Origin of the sequence: Mycobacterium sp. IS-1590, from assembly GCF_001500025.1 — a bacterium.
GTDB lineage: Bacteria > Actinomycetota > Actinomycetes > Mycobacteriales > Mycobacteriaceae > Mycobacterium.
Genome location: NZ_LQIW01000048.1, coordinates 146,183 through 160,982 on the forward strand (window position 1 = coordinate 146,183; position 14,800 = coordinate 160,982).

At 63.1% G+C, this 14,800-nt stretch carries 11 protein-coding genes; 2 read left to right on the top strand and 9 right to left on the bottom strand.

The window, feature by feature from the left end; all coding sequences use genetic code 11:
• Window positions 1-33: 33 nt before the first annotated feature.
• Together AU197_RS21730 and AU197_RS21735 are read left to right on the top strand one after the other, a co-directional pair.
• Window positions 34-1,335 carry an acyl-CoA dehydrogenase family protein gene (locus AU197_RS21730; protein ID WP_064405594.1) on the top strand — a complete coding sequence of 434 codons (1,302 nt, stop codon included), beginning with the start codon at window positions 34-36 and terminating at the stop codon, window positions 1,333-1,335.
• 49 nt (window positions 1,336-1,384) lie between these two features.
• Window positions 1,385-2,749 carry a cytochrome P450 gene (locus tag AU197_RS21735; RefSeq protein ID WP_064405337.1) on the top strand — a complete coding sequence of 455 codons (1,365 nt, stop codon included), beginning with the start codon at window positions 1,385-1,387 and terminating at the stop codon, window positions 2,747-2,749.
• 9 nt (window positions 2,750-2,758) lie between these two features.
• Here AU197_RS21735 and AU197_RS21740 read toward each other — a convergent pair whose 3' ends face one another.
• The 9 genes from AU197_RS21740 to AU197_RS21780 all read right to left on the bottom strand — a co-directional run bounded on the left by AU197_RS21740 (window position 2,759) and on the right by AU197_RS21780 (window position 14,718).
• Window positions 2,759-4,336 (bottom strand): acyl-CoA synthetase, encoded by a 1,578-nt coding sequence (locus AU197_RS21740; RefSeq protein ID WP_156434513.1) that lies wholly within the window; start codon window positions 4,334-4,336, stop codon window positions 2,759-2,761.
• The gene (locus AU197_RS21745) at window positions 4,333-5,859 is read right to left on the bottom strand and encodes an MCE family protein (RefSeq protein WP_064405340.1); all 1,527 of its coding nucleotides are present in this window, start codon (window positions 5,857-5,859) and stop codon (window positions 4,333-4,335) included. Before AU197_RS21745 ends, AU197_RS21740 begins: the two co-directional genes overlap by 4 nt.
• Window positions 5,859-7,163, bottom strand: coding sequence for an MCE family protein (locus AU197_RS21750; protein WP_064405342.1), 1,305 nt, complete (start codon window positions 7,161-7,163; stop codon window positions 5,859-5,861). The genes AU197_RS21745 and AU197_RS21750 overlap by 1 nt, the downstream gene beginning before the upstream one ends.
• Window positions 7,160-8,527, bottom strand: coding sequence for an MCE family protein (locus AU197_RS21755; RefSeq protein WP_286145568.1), 1,368 nt, complete (start codon window positions 8,525-8,527; stop codon window positions 7,160-7,162). The genes AU197_RS21750 and AU197_RS21755 overlap by 4 nt, the downstream gene beginning before the upstream one ends.
• Window positions 8,528-8,556: 29 nt before the next feature.
• On the bottom strand, window positions 8,557-9,663 hold the full coding sequence (locus tag AU197_RS21760; RefSeq protein ID WP_064405347.1) for an MCE family protein: 1,107 nt from the start codon (window positions 9,661-9,663) through the stop codon (window positions 8,557-8,559).
• Window positions 9,663-10,688, bottom strand: a complete 1,026-nt coding sequence (locus AU197_RS21765) for an MCE family protein (protein ID WP_082696799.1) — start codon at window positions 10,686-10,688, stop codon at window positions 9,663-9,665. The genes AU197_RS21760 and AU197_RS21765 overlap by 1 nt, the downstream gene beginning before the upstream one ends.
• Window positions 10,685-11,878 carry an MCE family protein gene (locus AU197_RS21770; protein ID WP_064405350.1) on the bottom strand — a complete coding sequence of 398 codons (1,194 nt, stop codon included), beginning with the start codon at window positions 11,876-11,878 and terminating at the stop codon, window positions 10,685-10,687. The genes AU197_RS21765 and AU197_RS21770 overlap by 4 nt, the downstream gene beginning before the upstream one ends.
• A 141-nt stretch (window positions 11,879-12,019) precedes the next feature.
• Window positions 12,020-13,225 carry a CaiB/BaiF CoA transferase family protein gene (locus AU197_RS21775; protein WP_064405351.1) on the bottom strand — a complete coding sequence of 402 codons (1,206 nt, stop codon included), beginning with the start codon at window positions 13,223-13,225 and terminating at the stop codon, window positions 12,020-12,022.
• A complete protein-coding gene (locus AU197_RS21780; RefSeq protein ID WP_064405353.1) occupies window positions 13,222-14,718 on the bottom strand; it encodes an aldehyde dehydrogenase family protein in 1,497 nt (498 codons plus the stop codon). The genes AU197_RS21775 and AU197_RS21780 overlap by 4 nt, the downstream gene beginning before the upstream one ends.
• Window positions 14,719-14,800 lie beyond the last annotated feature (82 nt).

Below are 14,800 nucleotides of genomic sequence, written 5' to 3' on the forward strand. Positions count from 1 at the left end.
GACGTACACCGGTACGCGTACACAGGAGGCGGCATGGCGTGGGAGTTCAGAACGGATCCTGAGTACCAGGGCTTGCTGGACTGGGCCGACGATTTCGTGCGGGAGGAAGTCGAGCCGTTGGACCTGGTATGGCCGGGTCAGGAGTTCGTACCGCTCAGCGACGCTCGGCGCAAGGCAATCGATCCGCTCAAGGCGCAGGTGAGGAGCAAGGGGTTGTGGGCGACTCACCTCGGCCCTGAACTGGGTGGCCAGGGGTACGGGCAACTCAAGCTGGCCCTACTGAACGAAATCCTGGGCCGCTCGTTGTGGGCGCCGATCGTGTTCGGGTGCCAGGCGCCCGACACCGGAAACGCCGAGATCATCGCACACTACGGCACCGAGGAGCAGAAACAGCGCTATCTGCAGCCGTTGCTGGACGGCGAGATGTTCTCGAGCTATTCGATGACCGAGCCTCAAGCAGGAGCCGATCCCACTCGCTTCCAGACGCGCGGACACCGCGATGGCGACGGCTGGGTGATCAACGGCTGGAAATACTTCTCCTCCAACGCCAAGACCGCATCGTTTCTCATCGTGATGGTCGTGACCAACCCGGATGTCAGTCCGTACCAAGGGATGTCGATGTTCCTGATTCCCACAGACACCCCGGGCGTCACGATCGAACGCAACGTCGGTCTCTACGGCGAGCCCGTCAACGAGGGCTTTCATGCCCTGATCCACTACGACAACGTCCGGGTACCGGCGGAGGCGTTGCTCGGCGGTGAGGGTCAAGCCTTCGCAATCGCGCAGACGAGACTCGGCGGCGGACGAATTCACCACGCCATGCGGACGATCGGCCTGGCGCGTCAGGCACTCGACATGATGTGCGAACGCGCACTGAGCCGTGAGACCGCGGGCTCGCGGTTGTCGGACAAGCAATTCGTCCAAGGGTTCATCGCCGACTCTTACGCTCAGCTCATGCAGTTCAGATTGTTCGTGCTCTACACCGCTTGGGAGATCGATGAGTACAACGACTACAAGCGAGTTCGCAAGGATATCGCTGCCGTGAAGGCGACGATGCCGAGTGTGCTGCACGATATCGCGTGGCGGGCAATGCAGGTCCACGGTGCGCTCGGCGTCAGCAACGAGATGCCGCTGTTCAGAATGATCCACGGTGCCGCCGCGATGGGTCTGGTCGATGGTCCAACCGAGGTGCACAAGACGACGGTGGCGCGTCAAGTTCTGCGTGACCATTCGCCTAGCGAGGGTATGTGGCCACGCGAGTGGATTCCGGCCAAGCTCGAGGCTGCTCGTGAGAAGCTCGCCGAATATCTCGAACTCGAGATCGGCAACACATGATTCGGATCAGTTCATCGACGAAGACCCACGAACCGAGAAGAGACACGCCATGACGCTGGAAGATGTTGTCCGAGAAGACACCCGCAAACAACCGCGTATCGAGTTCGACCGACACACTCCTGAGTTCCGGCAACGATTCGACGACATTGCCCAGGAAATGCACCAGAGGTGCCCCGTGGCGTGGAATGACACCTACGGCGGCTACTGGGTGGCCGGCGGCAGCGACGCCGTCTTCGAACTCGCACGGTGTCCGCATATCTCGAACGAACATGACATCGACGGCACAAAGCGCGGATATCAAGGCATCTCGATCCCATTGCCCGACGAGGCGGCAGGTGTGCGGGGTGGAATGCTCGAAATGGACGGGCAAGAACATCGAACCTACCGCAATGTCCTGAACCCCTATATGTCGCCGGCTGCGGTGAAGCGGTGGCTGCCGTTCATCGATGAGACGGTCCGCGCGTGTTTGGACGAGAAGATCGAAAGTGGCAGCATCGACTTCGTCGATGACCTCGCCAACGTGGTGCCGGCCGTCCTGACGCTCGCCATGCTGGGGATCCCGGTCCAGAAGTGGGCCATGTACAGCGAGCCCACACACGCATTCGTCTACACGAAGCCCGATTCCCCCGATCGTCAACGCGTCATGGAGATGTACGTGGCGATGGGCATGGACCTGATGAACAATCTTTCTGAGATCCGGGACAACCCCCGGCCCGGGATCATCGACGCGCTGGCTCGATTGCGAATCGATGGCGGGGCACCGCCCGACATGGAGTTGCTGGGGATGTTGAACCTGCTCATCGGCGGCGGCTTCGACACCACGACCGCGCTGACTGCGCATTCGCTGGAGTGGCTTTCGGAGAACCCGGCCGAACGTGAGAGGTTGATCAGCGAACGGAATGCGCTGCTGGATTCGGCCACCGAGGAGTTTCTTCGCTATTACACACCCGCACCCGGGGACGGTCGCACCATGGATACTGATACCGAGCTGCTGGGGATCGACTTCAAGGAGGGCGACCGGGTCTACATATCCTGGGCGTTCGCGAACCGTGACCCCCTGCTCTTCGAGCAGCCGGACCAAATACTCCTCGATCGCAAGCACAACCGGCACTTCGCCTTCGGACTCGGTGTGCATCGGTGTATCGGCTCCAACCTGGCGCGGGTTGTGTTCAAATCGATGCTCACCGCGGTGCTGGATCGCATGCCCGATTACCGCTGCGATCCTGAGCGGACGGTCCACTACGACACCATTGGCACCATCCAGGGCATGCGCCATCTTCCCGCAACCTTCACGCCGGGCAAGAAGAGCGGTGCGGGGTTGGAGGAGACGCTCGACCGGCTCCAGCGAATCTGCGAGGAGCAGGGGCTGGCACGCCCCATAACGGAATTCAAGGGTGAAGCCCGCATCGTTTGAACAGTTGGATCAGATCACCCGCGAATCGCGGCCGGCCCAATACCGGTCCCGCAGCCGCCTCTTGTAGAGCTTGCCGTTGGGGTCACGCGGTAGTTCGTCGACGAAGTCGACGGTCCGCGGACACTTGTAAGTCGCCAACTCTGCGCGACAGTAATCGATGAGCTCCGCCTCCAAGGTCGTTCCCTTTCGCGAGCTGTCGGCCAGCTGGACAACAGCTTTCACAGCCTCGCCCATCTCGTCGTCGGGCACGCCGATCACCGCGACGTCGGCCACGGCCGGGTGTGCGGTCAACACATTCTCAGCTTCCTGCGGATAGATGTTCACACCGCCGGAGATGATCATGTGCGCCAGTCGGTCGGTCAGGTAGAGATAGCCCTCTTCGTCGAGGAAGCCCATATCACCCAGGGTCCGCCAGCCCTTGTCGTTGGCCACTGACTCGGTCTTGCGGCTGTCATTGTGATACTCGAACGGTCTGCCGCCCGCGAAATACACCACACCCACTTCGCGGGGGCCCAACTCCTGGCCGTCCGGACCGAGGATGTGGCATTCTTCGATGGGTCGGCCAACCGAACCCGGATGGCTCAGCCACTCCTGTGCCGAGATGTACGTTGCGCCCAGATCCTCGGTGCCCGAGTAATACTCGTCAATGATGGGACCCCACCACTCGAGCATCTCCCGCTTGATCCTGACCGGGCATGGCGCGCCCGTGTGCAGGACGCGCCGCAGGCTCGAGACGTCATACCGCATGCGAACCTCCTCGGGTAGTCGAAGCATGCGGACGAACATCGTCGGAACGAACTGCGCTTCGGTGACCCGGTATCTCTCGATCAACTCGAGGCACTCACGGGGATCGAAATTCTCCATCAAGACCACCGTCCCGCCGACACGATGCCAGGACATGGATCCCACCAGCGGTGCGGAGTGATACAGCGGCGCAGGACACAGGTAGACCGAGCCGATTCCGCCGCCTTCGGTCATGCCCAGGGCGATCTGGGCGGGCACCGCTGCCGGGTCCCCGAACACTGTGCCCGGCAGCGATTTACGTACCCCCTTCGGAAATCCTGTCGTTCCGGACGAGTACAACATCTCGCGCCCTTCGCACTCGCTTTCGATCGGACCGGCGGATGACGCGGCGAGAACGGTGTCGTAGGGGACGAAGCCGGGTAATTGCCCATTGACCGAGACCCGTGCCCGAATCTTGGAGACGTCGAGGCGCTCCACAACCGCGGACATATCGGTGCTGGACACCAACGCGGCGGCGTGACAATCGTCCAGCACGTACTGCACTTCGTTGGGGCGCAAATGGCTGTTGATGGCGGTGTAGTACAGGCCGGCGCGCTGCGCCGCCCACGCGACCTCGAGGAACGCGCGCTCGTTGCCCACCAACAGCGCGACGTGATCACCGGGGTGCAAATTCCACTGACGAAGAGCGGCGGCGAACCGCCGCGACCGCTCGTCGAGCTGCCCATAGGTGACGGTTTCGCCGCTGTGGCCCATGACAATGGCGGGTGCTCCCGGACGCCGAGCGGCATGCCAGTCCGGCGACATCCGCGTCGGCTCCCGCTCACATGTGCGGTCCGAACTCATGTCGGCATCAGGTCCTTCCACGACGTGGGCGAGGAACCGGGTACGAGGCCGGCTTGTTCGTACAACCGGTGATCGGCGCCGAGGTATCGGCCGGTCCGCGGGTCGTACGTCGTGACGGCGACGCGGCCACGGGCGGATTCTCCGCCCCCAAAGGAGCTCGGCGCCGCGGGGGTGGCGCTGCGGCCCGGGTCGGCGGACGGCAGCGAGGCCTGCGGCGGCATGTGTGTTCCCCCCGCGGGGGCGTGAATGCGGCCGTCGAGATCCACCCGGTCGTCGACGGGAATGCCCTGGGATACCAGATTGGGATCGATCGGGTACGGCCCAATGGGATGCTGCCGCATGGCGAGCGGTTCAAAGGGCTTGTCGCTGTTGCAGATCTCCACCGTCGGGGCACGCTTCCCCGGGTGCCCCATACACGGGAAGTTGCGGGCTCCACGGACGGCGATCGGCGAGTCCTGAGGCAGCTTGCAGTACAAGCCGTCCGGAGTATCTGCCTCGGAGGTATCAGCGGGTGAACGCCAAGCCGACGGCGGAAGATAGCCGACCGTGCACGGGGTGGGATCACCCATGCTCATCGCGAAGTCCCCCTGTGCGATTCCGGTGGCATTGTTCGCGCTGCTCTGCGACTGCGTGGCCGCGATGTGCGGCGGAAGCAAGACGAGTAGCTGCTCGAGGGACGGGTTGTAGGTCACTAGGATCTGGCCGATTGTCGTCAGATTCGCCAGCAGTATGGGAAGGGTCGGCTTCAGCGATGTCAACAGCGCCGAAACCTCCTCGGCGAATTCGGGTCCCGAGCCGAGCAACGTTCTGATCTGTGGGTCGTTGCGACGAAGCTGGCCCGTGACGCCGGCCAGGCTCCGAATCCACGAGCGCAGAGAATCGGCCGACTGGGCTTGCGCGTCCAGCAGCGGAACGCTGTCGTCGATCAAGGAACGGGTCTGGCCAGAAACTCCTCTGAGGTCTGTGGCCAGAGTCGAGAACGAATCAACTAGCGAGCCGAAGTCATAGCCGCTGCCATTGAAGGCCTTGAACGATTCATCGAGCAGCGCGCCGAGTTTGTCCTCGGGGATACTGTCCACCAGGCTCTCGACGCGGTTGAGAAGCGGGCCGACGGGCTGTGGAAGGCTGGTGCGTTGCACCGGAATCACCGAACCATCCCGAAGGTACGGTCCGGCATCGGTGTTGGGTCGCAGGTCCACATACTGTTCGCCGACCGCGGAGACGTTGCGCACCGCAGCCTCGAGATCCTCGGGAACCCGCGGCGAGGTTTCCAAGGACAACATGGCTTCTGCGCCGGAGCGAGTAAGCCGGAGCTCGGTGACCTTCCCGATTTGGGAGCCCCGGTAGGTCACATTGGCGAATCGGTAGAGGCCGCCGGAGGCGGGCAACTCCAAGGTCACGGTGATCCGCCCGATGCCGAGCAGGGTCGGAACCTGCATGTACCGCACGACCATCACCGTGACGCCGACTACCGATGCGATGACGAAGATGATCAACTGGTTCCGGACAAATCGGGTCAGCATCAGCCACCACCGTTTGGCATCGATGACGCTTCGACTGGATACGGGCCGGCGAAGATCGGTTGGCCGGCAGCCGTTGGCGTTGAGGATTCCCGACGCGGCGCGACCGGCAGCACCGGCCCGCTGACCGCAGCCCCCTCCGGCGGGGACGTTCTTTCACTAGCTGGAACCTGGTTCGATGCGTTGGTGGGCGTTTCCGTCACACCGAGTTGGAGCGGTGTATACGAATACTGCATCCACTCCGGATCACCAGGAGCGGGAATGAGTTTCGCCCCTTCTTCTCCCCACCGCGTGCCGAGGAACAGGGTCCGCTTGAGCCGCGGTACGGTGAGATCGATGACGGCGTAGAGGTTCATGAAATCACCCCGAACGGCACGATCGATGAGGTTCTGGGTGTAAGGGAAGGTCGTCACGTATCCGAGTGCTTGCGCCAGATCCCCCCCGACGTCGGCGATCGCCCTGATGGTTGGTTCGAGGTTGTGCAGGTTGGTGACTATCTCTTCCTTGGTGTCGGCGACGAGGGTCGTTGCCGTGTCGCTCAACACCCGCAGCCTGTCCAGCGCCGTCGTGAAGTTCGGCCGCTCGCGGATCAGGACGTCGACCGCCTCCGGAATGCGCTGCAGTGCATGCTTGATGACGTCACGTTGCCCAACGAGCTGTCCGGCCAGGCGATCCAGTTCCCGTATCGATGCGACAAGCGCATCACTCTGCCTGTCCAACGTGGCGACGAAGATGTCGGCTTGGGACAGCAGGTCGCGGATGGCATCTTCGCGACCGCCCATTGCCGCGTTGAAGTTGTGGATGATGTCGCCGATCTGCCCCAGCCCTCCTCCATTGACGACGGCCGACAAGGCGGCCAGCGTCTGCTCGGTGGAGGGATAGGTCGCCGACCTTGCGAGCGGGATGGTCGCCCCCGGTTCGAGGCGGCCCACGGGGGATTCACCGATCGGCGGGTTGAGCGAAAGGTGCATGGACCCGAGCAGGCTTGTCTGTCCGACGGTCGCGACTGCATTCACCGGTACGACAACCTCGGGCTTGACTGAGATCTCCACGTCCGCGCGCCAGTCACGAACCGTCATCTTGCCGATGCTGCCCACGATGACATCGTCGATCATCACTGGCGAATTCGACTCCATGGTGCCGACGTCGGCGACCTGCACGTGGTAGACAGCGGCGCCGGGGCCGCGACCGACCGCACCCGGCAGCGGAATCGAATTCCAGCCCTGGAAGGCGCATCCCGCGACGGTGACCGCGATGCCGATTCCGGCGAGTGATCGGAGCAGCGCCTTGGAGCCGGAGCCCTTCATCGGGGTCCTCCTTCTGCCGGAAGCAGCATTTGCGGCAGGCCGGGCGCCGGCGGGATCGGTGCGCCGGGGAACAACGCGGGTGAGGGAGCGGCCGGCAGATGGTCGGGGGCCCCGGGACCCGGGGCCACCGCGGGAGCCAGCCCGTACCCGGGCGGAGGCGGGACATCACCGGCACCGGTGAAGGCCGACACTGCCGGCGGTGGCTCCTGCGGAGCAGGACTCGGCCCCGCACCTCCCGGCGCCAAGACGGGATCGGTGTAGATGAGATTCGCCGGGTTTGCCGACTTGCGCAGATACGGGTTGATCGGCATCGGCACGCCGTTGAAGTTGAGCAGCCGCAGTGCCGGTCCGAGATATTGTGCGCACAGCTTCGCGGTTTCGGGGGCGGTGATGTTTTCCACGCCACCGATCGCAGAGCAGATGAAGTGAACGGGATTCGAGAAGTTGTTGATCACGAACGCGCCCGAGACAGCGCCGGTATCGGGGTTGTAAATGTTGTAGCCGTTGGCAATTCCGTTGGGTGCGATGTGGAGGATGTTCTCTACGGTCATACGGTTGTCGACGAGATTCTGCGTGACACCTGCCAGCCGCTGGACCTGCTCGGAGGCCTGGTTGCGGCTGCCTGCGACGAATCGCTGCACATCGACGATGGCCTCTGACAGATCTCTCAGCGCCGCATCGAATGCTGATTTGTTGTCATCGAGCAGGCTCGAAAGCGTGGCCAACCGATCCTGGAACAGCACGATCTGCTCACCGCTGTCACGCAGCGCACTGACGAAGATCTGAAGGTTCTTGATCGTGGAGACGATGTCGCCACTGCCCTCCGCCAGGATGCGCCCGACCCCAGCCAGTTCAGCCAGTGCCTGGCGAAGCTTGTCACCGTTGCCGCCCATTGCCGTCGCGGCACTTTCGATGAAGCGGCCCACCGACGTGCGCGAGACATCCCCCGCAGGGCCCAAGTCCGTGGCCAGCCGCATCAGCTGCGTCTTCACTTCATTCCACTCGACGGGCACTGCGGTGCGTTCAAGCGGGATCTGGGCCCCGTCGCTCATCGTGGGTCCCGCATCCTCATAGGCCGGCGTCAGCTGGACGTAGCGCGCGGCGACGAGATTGGGGGCGACGATGACGGCGCGGGCGTCCGCGGGCACCGGAACGTCGTGGTCGACGAACAGTGTCAACTTGGTGGTTTGTCCGCTCGGCTGGATCGAATCGACGTGGCCGACCTTGATACCGACCACGCGCACGTCGTCACCCGGATAGATCCCGGTTGCCGTGCTGAAGATCGCTGTGATCAGCTTGGGGCCGAGGAACGCCTGCCGGACCACAACCAGGCCAGCCGCGATCATTATTGCTATCAGTGTCACCGCGGTCACCCCGGCCAGCCGCCGGCGGTTCACCGGTGGCCCTCGGGAATCGCACTAAGGGGTATTTCGGGAATCCCGTTGACTGGGAACGGGAATTCGGCGCGTGGTCCCACATTGTCCGGCGGTTGGCCGGCATCAACCCCTCTGCGGAAGCCGAACGCGTAATCCAGGAACGGCTGAAGCATCGCCGGCATGGCAATGTTGGGAACGAAGGCGTTGTATATGCTTCCGCTTGCCACGATCTCGCCCTGGGTGATCGAGAATTTCTTCAAGCCCGCCAGGGCATCCGCGATGTCATCGCGATTGTTCTCCAGCATCGCGGTGACAGCGTTGAGCTTCTCCAGGGCTGGGGCCAGTTCCCGCTCATTGTCTCCAACCATGCCGGTCAGCTGTTTGGCGACCGCTGAGATGTTGGCGAGCAGTTCGACGATCATATGTCTGCGATCGTTGAAGACCTCGAGGAGGTCGTTGGCATTGAGGATGAGCGCATTGATCTGGCCGCTTCGTTCGGAAAGAATTCCACTCACGTCGCTCGCATTCTTCAGAAGATCGACGAGAAACCCGTTGCGATTGTTCAGCGACCGCGAAAGACGGCTCAACCCATCAAATGTCGGGCCCAGCTGTGGCGCGATGTGATCGATCGTGGTCGACAACATGTCCAGGGATTGGTTCAACGCCTGCGTGTCGGTGTGGGCGAAGTTGGTGGTGAAGTCACCCACCGCGTCAGTAAGCGAGTACGGCGACGACGTCCTCGTCAGCGGAATCGTCGACAACGGCGCGAGGACGTCAGGACCGTCCGACTCGAGGGTCAGTTTGCGCTCACCCAAGAGGGAGCCGGTGCGAATGTGCGCCGTGGTGAGTGATCCCAGAGACACCCCGGAATTGACAGTGAAGGTGACGCGCGCCTTACCGCGGTCAAGTTCGATTTCCTGCACCAAACCCACCTTGGTGCCCGAAACGGTCACGTCGTTGCCGACTGCGAGTCCACCGGCCTCGGCAAACAACGCCTGATATCTGACGTCGGTAGCCCACGACACCAACCGCTCTGGCTGCAACCCGACAGCAATCGTCAAAACGATGACGACGACACCGATGAAGCCCGCTCTAGGCAGGTGGGAGCCTCGGTATTTCAGCATTATTCCTCCGCACACCGCCCCGTCTGCTGCTTGAACCAGGGGAAGACCGCCGTGCGGCCCTGAAGGTCGCTGACCCGAATGGTCATGCCGCACATATAAAACTGGATGAAGCTTCCATACGAGGCAATGCGAACCAACTTGCGGTAGTTTCCGGGAGCCTTCTTCAGCGCCGCTTCCAGGTGGGGTAGGTCCTTTTCGAGCAGGGGTGCCACTCGGCCGAGTTCGTCGACGGTTCCGTTCAACGGCGCACGCGCGTCGGCCAGCAGACCGGCCAGCGACGCCGTTCCGTTCGCAACCGAGTCGATCGCCGAACCGATGAGGTCGCGCTCGGCGGACAATTCACCGACCAGCACGTCGAGGCGGTCAATGGTGGCGGAGAACTTACCGCCCTCCTTTGACAGGACGGTCAGGAGTGACCGCAGGTTGGCGATCAACTGCTCAACCACCTGACCGTTGTCGGCCAGGACGGTGGTGAACGACGACGTATGGGTGAAGATCGATTCGAGCGTTCCTTGCTGGCCCTGCAGAATACGAAGCAGCGAGCCCGTCAAGGCGTTGATGTCCTGCGGATTGAGCCCTTGTACAACAGGCTTCAATCCACCAAGCAGCACGTCGAGGTCAAGCGCCGGCACGGTGAGATCGGACGGTATCCGGGACCCTGCCGGCAGGATCCGCGTGGACCCCGGCCCGTCGACGAGGGACAAGTAGCGGTCTCCGACGAGGTTCAAGTACCGAACCGCCACCTTCGTGCCGGTCGTCAACACCACGCCACGATCCACATCGAACGTGACCTCGACCGTCTTATCCGGCTGCAAAGTTACATCGCGCACCGTGCCGACCCGGATGCCGGCCACCCGCACGCTGTCACCGCTGGTGATCTCGGAGGCGTCGACGAATACTGCGGAAAAGGTTGTTGCCGAGCCGGATCGGTGTTCACTGAAGGTGACGAACAGGCCCGCGGTCAACAGCGCCATGATCAATGCGAAGATGCCGAATTTGACACCAGTGCGCCGCTGGCCCCTCACCCCGGCTGCCCGATCTGCGCCGAGTTGCGCGGCGGCCCGTCGAGGGGACCGAAGAGGAACTGCTTGAGCCCGTCGGCATTCAGCAGCAAGCCCTGGTTCCCGTACTTCCAGGGGTTACTGCCGACGTCGGCCACCACGAACGGCGGCCTGGACTCGAACGGCAGGTTGGGCATACCCACATCAGCGCATCGCGGTCCGCCCTTCGCCGCCACCTTGGGCAGGTCCGCCGGGTAGCGATAGCGATCGACACCGAGGGTGAAAGCGGTCGATATCGTGATACCGGGTACGGACTCTGGCGCGGAATTGGCAAGCGGCAGAACCCCTTGCAGTGAGCACGTCAATGCTTCGTGGTATTGCTTGGTGAGATCGGTTGTGGGGATCAACAGATGCATCACGTCGGTGAGTGCCTGACGGTTACCACCAAGGACGTCGTTTCCGATATCCGCGAGACCGATCATATTCACCAGGAAGGCATCGAGGTTGCGCTCTTCTGTCACTATCGACTCGCTCACATGCGCCGCGTTGTCGAGGGTTTCGGTGATGAAGGTCCCACTGTCGGCGTAGGCGGCCAGGACCTCCGGAGCGACGGCTATGTCGTGCTCCAGACTGGACTGACTCCGATTGACCTCCGCGAGAACCGAATCGAAGCCTTCAAGAGTTCTACCGAAGCGGTCGCCCCGGCCGTTCACGGCCGACGAGATCGCTCCGAGAGTCTCATTGAGCTTGGCAGGGTCGATCTTCGCCAGCACCGATGAGAGCCGTTGAAAGATCGTGTTGATTTCGACTGTGACATCTCCGGCCTCCAGCGTCTGGCCGGCGGTGAGGCTCTGCGACCAGGATCCGGCCGGCGGGACGAGCTCGACAAACTTGGCGCCGAACACCGTTGTCGATGCAATGTTGACCTCTACATCTGCGGGGATCATCTCCAGTTGTCCGGGCTCGATCGCGAGATGTATTGCGGCCCTGCCGGATGGCAAGGACTCGATGGATGCGACCTTGCCGACTTGGATTCCGCGCATCTGCACTTTGGCGTCGGGGTACATCATCAGCCCCGCCCGGGGCGAAACCACTGTGACCGGTACAGCTTCGGTGAATCCGCCACGGAACAACTGCGCGACCAGCACCGCAATTCCTGCCACCGCAGCGATAGTTGCCACGCCTACCAGGGGACGCGCGATCGGATGCGGCATCGGTGCTCTCCCTCCCGCAACATTGAGGGTCTGTAGGCCACCGGGCGACCGGTGCCGCGCCTAGCTAACCTCAGACAGACGACCGAGTCAACTATTTTGGCAGACGTGCGAAGGTACCGATCGAATTCGACGTTCTGGACGTCAGGTCACGGCACCCAGCGTCTTCAGATCGATGATCTGCTCCCAGTCCAACCCGAGTTCGGCGAGGATCTCATCGGTCTGCTCCGCGAACCCCGGGGCGGGCTCGACTTGAGGCGCAGTCACATCGAACTGCACCGGATTGGCCACCAACTCCAGTTGGCCCGCCTGCACCAGGTATTCGTTGGACCGGATCTGGACATCGCGTGCGACCTGGAGGGTGTCCTGTACGGGCGCCCACGGTCCGGCCAGGGTCGAGAACCGCTCGGACCACTCGGCCAGCGTGCGGCTGGCCATGGTCTTGGACAGAATCTCCGCGGCCTCTGGTGCATGGGCGGCGATCGACTCGACATCGCTGAATCGCGGGTCGTCGGCGAGCTCCGGCAGATCCATGTGCCGACACACGTCGGACCAGAACTTCGTCGGCTGCATCATCACGAACGAGATGAATCGATTGTCGGCCGTCGGATACAGCCCTACCAATGGATTGTTGGGCGACCTGTTGGCGTTCGCGGGTTGGGCCACGAGCCGCTGACCCAGATGGTTGGTCAGCGTTATCGTGTGCCCCATTGCCCATGCTCCGCTGCCCAACAGGGAGACGTCGACCACCGAGGGCTCACCCGTACGCTCGCGCTTCAGTAACGCCGCCGCGACCCCGCCCGCCAAATTCGTCCCCGAGATCGTGTCGCCGTAGGCAGGACCGGGCAGGCTGATCATGCCGTCGATCTCCGGCGGCGTGACCGTTGCAGCGGCACCCGCGCGGCACCAGAACGCCGTCATGTCGTAACCGCCCTTGTCGGCCTCGGGCCCACGAGGACCGAAAGCACTCCCCCGAGCGTAGATGATTGTCGGATTGATCTCACGGACGTCGTCGACGTCGATGCCGAACTTCGTTCGAGCGCAGGGCAGGAAGCTCGTCAGGAACACATCCGACCGTCGCGTGAGCTCGAAAAGCACCTCGCGCCCTTCAGGTATCGAGAGGTCCAAACCGATGCTCCGCTTACCGCGATTGGCGTTGTCGACATTGGGGTTGGGCTCCCCCTCGACCACCAACGCACCGATCTGGCGTAACCCGCGCTGAGGGTCACCCGTCACCGCGTGCTCCACTTTCGTGACTTCGGCGCCCCATTCGGCCAATACCGCACCAGCCGTCGGGACGAACCCGTACATGGCCACCTCGAGGACTCGGATGCCGTCGAGCGGTTTCACTGGACTGCCGCCGCGAAAGTCTTGCGTTGCAAGAACTCCTCGAGACCTGCAACCCCCATTTCGCGGCCGATGCCCGACTGTTTGTAGCCGCCGAATGGGCAGTCGGGCCCCGAGTAGTCCCCGCCGTTGATGCTCAGCGTTCCGGTGCGGATCCGGCGCGCCACACCGACGGCACGGTCGTGGCTGCCGAACACACCGCCGGACAATCCGTAGATGGAATTGTTCGCGATCCGCACCGCGTCGTCGTCGTCGTCATAGTCCATGACCACCAGGACCGGCCCGAAGACCTCCTCTTGGGCGATCTCGCTGTCTGGGTCCACATCCGTCAGAAGTGTCGGCTCGTAGAAGAATCCGGGATCGACCTTGTTCCCTCCCACGACCAGCCTCGCGCCTGCAGACACCGCCCTGCGCACCATGTGATGGACCTTGTCACGCTGACGCTCGCTGATCAGCGGACCCATGTAGTTGTTCGGGTCCAGCGGGTCGCCGTATGTCACCACGGCGAAGTTCTGGGCCAGAAGTTCGACGAAGTCGTCTTTGGCCTTGCGCGGCACCAGCACTCGGCTCATCAGTGCGCACCCTTGGCCGGCGTGCGAGGTGATCATGAACGTGGCCATCATGGCAGCGCTCGCGAAATCGGCGTCGTCGAGGACGATCATCGCCGACTTTCCGCCGAGTTCGAGGAACAGATTCTTGAGGGTCTCGCTGCAGGCCGCCATTATCCGTCGGCCGGTCGCGGTGGACCCGGTGAAGGTGACCGCGTCCACCTGGGGACTCGTCGTCAGCAAAGCGCCGACATGCGGATCCGCACCGGAGAGGACGTTCACGACTCCCGCCGGAATTTCGGTGTGCTCGGCGATCAACTCACCGATGGCCAACGTGACCAGCGGCGTGTCCGGCGCACCTTTGAGGACCACTGTGCAACCCGCCGCGAGTGCCGGAGCCAACTTGGCCAGCGCGAGTTGGTTGGGATAGTTGTAGGCGATGATCGCGGCGACGACGCCGACTGCCTCCCTTTCGACCCAGCGGTGATGCTGCTGTCCCCGGCTCTCGACCACGCCGAGGTCTTGGACGAACGAGTAGCTCTTGAGCAGATCGGCGTAGTAGGCGACCAAAGCTATCGGGTTGTCGAGCTGCGGACCCTCGGTCAGCATCCGGGTGGCGCCCACCTCGGCCATGGTCAGCTCCCTGAGCTCGCCAGCGTGATCCAGCAAGGCGGTGTGCAGCTGTTCGAGGCAACGGGTGCGCAGCGCGGTGTCGGTAGACCATTCAGTGTGGTCGAATGCCCGTCGCGCGGCTGCGACGGCGCGTTCCGCATCAGCGACAGATGCGTCAGGCGCGTGGCCGAAGACCTGGCCGTTTGCCGGGTTCACGGACGCGAACACCTGCCCACTGTCCGCTTCCACCAATCGGCCGTCGATGAGCAGCTGCCGATCGGCTGTCGGTCTCGGCGGGGCCACCGTCCCCGTGCTCGTCGTGTGCTCAGTCGGCATCGAACCCTCCCGCCTTCGTGGCTCCGCACGGTGCGCGGAACGAACCCTCGCCAGTAGCGATGCGACCCTAACATGAAAAATA